Below are 3,931 nucleotides of genomic sequence, written 5' to 3'. Positions count from 1 at the left end.
TCACTGATTTTGGCAATCCGCTCTAACGAATTGGTGCCAAGCACAGGCATAACACGCGCGGGATGCGCAAGGAGCCATGCCACAGCAACGGCCGTTTCATCCGCTCCAAAAGGTTCACCTATTGCCTTCAAAGCCTCTAGCAGTGCCTTGTTCTCATTTGAAAAAAGAGCACCTCCAGCAAGCGGCGACCAGGCCATCGGCGCGACTTTACGTTCCTGCAAATACGCGACATCGCCATTGGTGAAACCTTCATGGGCAAGCAGTGACAGTTCGATCTGGTTTGTTGCAAGCGGTGTACTCATCGCGGATTGCAGCAAACTCCAATCGTGCAGTTTGAAGTTCGACACACCGACCGCGCGCACCTTGCCAGAGGCTACAACCTCATCCAGTGCTGCACCTGTTTCTTCTGCATCCATCATTGGATCAGGGCGGTGGACGAGCAGCAGATCAATGCGGTCGGTTTCCATCAGGCGCAAGGAATGTTCGACTGACGCGATAATATGCGCGCGCGATGTATCGTAATATTTCACGCGCGCATCCGCATAGCGGCCAGCGGGCGCAACAATATCGCATTTTGTCACGATCTCGATCTTGTCGCGCAGACCCGTGCCGCGCATGGCTTTGCCCATGATTTCTTCGGCCTCATAGCCGCCATAGATGTCAGCCTGATCCATCGTGGTGATGCCCTGCGCAAGGCAGCTTTCCATCTTCGCCCGCACATGGGCCGCGCTGGTGTCCGCATCATCGCCGATACGCCACATTCCATAGACAAGACGGCTAAGGCTTACGTCACTATTTAGATTAATCCGTTCCAATTTAGCGTCGCTCCCCTGCGCCAAGCGGTGTCATAGGTGTGCTCTCGGGCACCCGTCCGTAGACTTGGGGCATTGAGCAGGTTTTCAAGTGCGGCAATACAAGTTTACCGAAATGTTTGCATTCATCCATATGCGGATAGCCTGAGAAGATGAAAGCACGGATGCCCATCTTTTGATAGGCTTCAATCTCGCTCAGGACTTGATCTGCGCTGCCAACCAGTGCGGCGCCGCAGCCAGAGCGGGCACGACCCACGCCTGTCCACAAATGCGGCTCGATAAAACCATCCATATCCGCCAAGTCGCGGTTCTTGGCCTGATGGCTCACGCCAAGCGAAGAACTGTCGAGCGCGCGTTCACGGATCGTGCGACCCTGCTCATCATCCAGTTTGGAGACGATATACTCGGCATATTCACGCGCCTCTGCTTCGGTGTCGCGCACGATCATGTGTACGCGCAGCCCGTAATCCAAAGTGCGCTCATATTTGTCTGCGACCTGATGTACGGCCTTCATCCGCTCGGCGAGCTGCTCTTTGACCTCTGGCCACATGAGGTAAACATCGCAATGCTGCCCGCACAGTTCCAGCGCATCAGGAGAGTAACCGCCGAAATATAGCAGCGGGCCGCCAGTCTGGTAGGGGCGCACGGGATCTGTTGTGAGCCCGGCAAAATCATAGACCTGACCTTTGTAGTTAATCTCGTCCTGCGTCCACGCCTGTTTGAGGATTTCCACCACCTCGCGCGAGCGTTGATAGCGGAAAGAACTTTCCTCTTTCTGACCCGGAAAATCCGAAGAAATGATGTTCACCGTCAGACGCCCTTCGAGCATGTGATCGAGCGTTGCGATGGCGCGCGCCAGCATAATCGGCTGCATTTCACCGCAGCGGACCGCAGCAAGCAGATTGATCTTGTCCGTGATCGGCGCGCAGCCCGCAACGAAGCTGAGCGTGTCCTGCCCAACCTGATAGGAAGAGGGGCAGAGGATGTTGCGAAAACCCTGCGCTTCGGCCTCTTTCACAATGTTTGAACAATGCTCCCAGCTGGAACGCAGGCTGCCATCGGGCACGCCAAGGAACTGGTAGTCATCTGAGCACAGCGCGGAAAACCATGACACCTCGGCTGCGTCGAGGTCAGGAGAGGTGATCGGAACAACCGTCATAAGCTGCCTTTCAGATGCGTCATTTTGACTTGCGTAGCATTCGGCAAAATGTAAATCAATGGTGTATCAATTATTTGAGGCACGCCGCATGGCCGCTCAGAACAGCCTTCCATTATATGTGCAGATCGCCGAGCTTTTGATCCGCGATATTGCGGCGGGGCGCTATCTGGCCGGGGAGCGATTGCCGCCCGAACGTGACCTTGCTGAAAGTTTAAGCACTACAGTAACGACGCTTCGTAAGGCGCTGGTAATACTTGAGGAAAAAAGATTGCTCATGCGCGTTCAGGGGTCGGGAAACTATGTGCAAAGCCAGCCCGATGTCGACTCGGTTTACGCCTTTTTTCGGGTCGAGTTGCTGCAGGGCGGCGGCTTGCCGACGGCGCGTTTGTTAAGTGTCGACAGGTTGGAGAAGCCGCTTGATCTGCCGCAGTTTGGTCGCAGCAATCAAGCCTATCGGATTCGTCGTTTGCGCAGCCTGTCCAGGGTTCCTTGTGTGCTTGAAGAGATTTGGCTCGATGCGAGCTATGCGCCCGATCTTACGGCTGAAGACCTGCCCGACTCGCTCTATCTTTTTTATCGCGAACGCCTCGGGCTCTGGATCACGCGTGCCGAAGATTGGCTTGGCGTCGCGCTGTGCCCGGATTGGGCCCCCGAAGATTTCGCGCCCGGGATCGGGCAAACGCTGGCTTATGCAGAACGCATTAGCTGGGCGCAGGACGGCGCGCGCGCAGAGGTGTCGCGCAACTGGATTGATACGGATAAGGCGCGCTATGTCGCGCGGATCAAATAGGGAGGGGCGTCAATGGCGACGTTCAAATACGGAATACTTGGCTGTGGCATGATGGGCGGCGAGCACATTCGCAACATCGCGTTATTGGGGGATGCAGAGGTCGCAGCGATCTATGAGCCTGATGCAGGGATGCAGGCCGCGTCCAGAGCTCTTGCGCCCAACGCCGAGTTTGTAGCAAGCGAGGCCGCGCTGATCGCCTATCCCGACCTTGACGCAATCCTCATCGTGTCACCCAATCACTGCCACGCGGCCCAGTTGGAAGCGATTAGCGCCGTCAGGCCCGATCTGGCGATCCTTGTTGAAAAGCCGCTTTTCACCGATCCGGATGACCTTGCGCGTATCGAGTTGCTAAAGCAGACCCATAAAGCGCCGATCTGGGTCGCGATGGAGTATCGTTACATGCCTCCCATCAACGCCCTGCTTGAGCGGCTGGATGCGGCGACGGGCGGTGTGAAGATGTTGACGGTGCGCGAGCATCGCTTTCCGTTTCTTGAAAAGGTCGGCGATTGGAACCGCTTTAACCGCAATACGGGCGGGACCTTGGTTGAAAAGTGCTGTCATTTCTTTGACCTGATGCGGTTTGCCTTGGGGAGCGAGCCCGTGCGCGTCATGGCGAGCGCGGGGCAGGCGGTGAACCACCTGGATGAAAGCTACGGCGGCGAAGTGCCTGACATCTGGGACAGCGGATATGTAATCGTGGATTTCGCCAATGGCGCGCGCGCCATGCTGGAACTTTGCATGTTCGCGGAAGGCGCGCGGTATCAGGAAGAGATCAGCGCAGTTGGCCCGAGTGGAAAGATCGAGGCGTTTGTACCGGGGCCCGGTCGCTTTTGGCCAGATCATTTGGGCGCAGCTCCGATTGCGCGTCTCGTGGAAAGCCCACGTGCGCCAATGGGGCCGGTCGAGCATGATATTCCCGTAGATCCAGCGCTATTGGCGGCCGGGGATCACAATGGCTCAACCTTTTACCAGCACCAGCGGTTTGTCGCGGCGGCGCGCGGGCAGGGCAGTGTCGAGGTGACGCTCGAGGATGGCATCTGGGCCGTTAGGCTGGGGCAGGCGGCGCAGCGATCTGCATCAACGGGGCAGGTGGTGACGCTCTGACCAAGCGATTTCTGCGCTGAAACAGAAGTTTTGATGCATTTACGCCACGCCACAAGATGTTGTGGC

4 protein-coding genes are annotated in these 3,931 nt (G+C 57.1%); 2 read left to right on the top strand and 2 right to left on the bottom strand.

What is annotated here, in order from left to right:
* Both WBC85_RS09490 and WBC85_RS09485 read right to left on the bottom strand, forming a co-directional pair.
* On the bottom strand, positions 1-815 hold an 815-nt coding region (locus tag WBC85_RS09490), incomplete at its 3' end, for an aldo/keto reductase (protein ID WP_424435856.1).
* A 1-nt stretch (position 816) separates the two neighbouring features.
* Positions 817-1,971, bottom strand: a complete 1,155-nt coding sequence (locus tag WBC85_RS09485) for an LLM class flavin-dependent oxidoreductase (RefSeq protein WP_424435853.1) — start codon at positions 1,969-1,971, stop codon at positions 817-819.
* Positions 1,972-2,059: 88 nt separating this feature from the next.
* On the opposite strand from WBC85_RS09485, the gene WBC85_RS09480 reads away from it, so the two are divergent.
* Both WBC85_RS09480 and WBC85_RS09475 read left to right on the top strand, forming a co-directional pair.
* On the top strand, positions 2,060-2,761 hold the full coding sequence (locus tag WBC85_RS09480; protein ID WP_424435849.1) for a GntR family transcriptional regulator: 702 nt from the start codon (positions 2,060-2,062) through the stop codon (positions 2,759-2,761).
* Positions 2,762-2,773: 12 nt separating this feature from the next.
* Complete coding sequence (locus WBC85_RS09475) at positions 2,774-3,865, top strand: Gfo/Idh/MocA family protein (RefSeq protein ID WP_424435846.1); 1,092 nt, start codon at positions 2,774-2,776, stop codon at positions 3,863-3,865.
* The last annotated feature ends 66 nt before the right edge of the window (positions 3,866-3,931 follow it).

The organism is Planktotalea sp. (assembly GCF_049680325.1).
GTDB lineage: Bacteria > Pseudomonadota > Alphaproteobacteria > Rhodobacterales > Rhodobacteraceae > Planktotalea.
The sequence above is the reverse complement of the archived record's forward strand: the minus strand, read 5'-3'. Positions and strand labels throughout refer to the sequence as shown.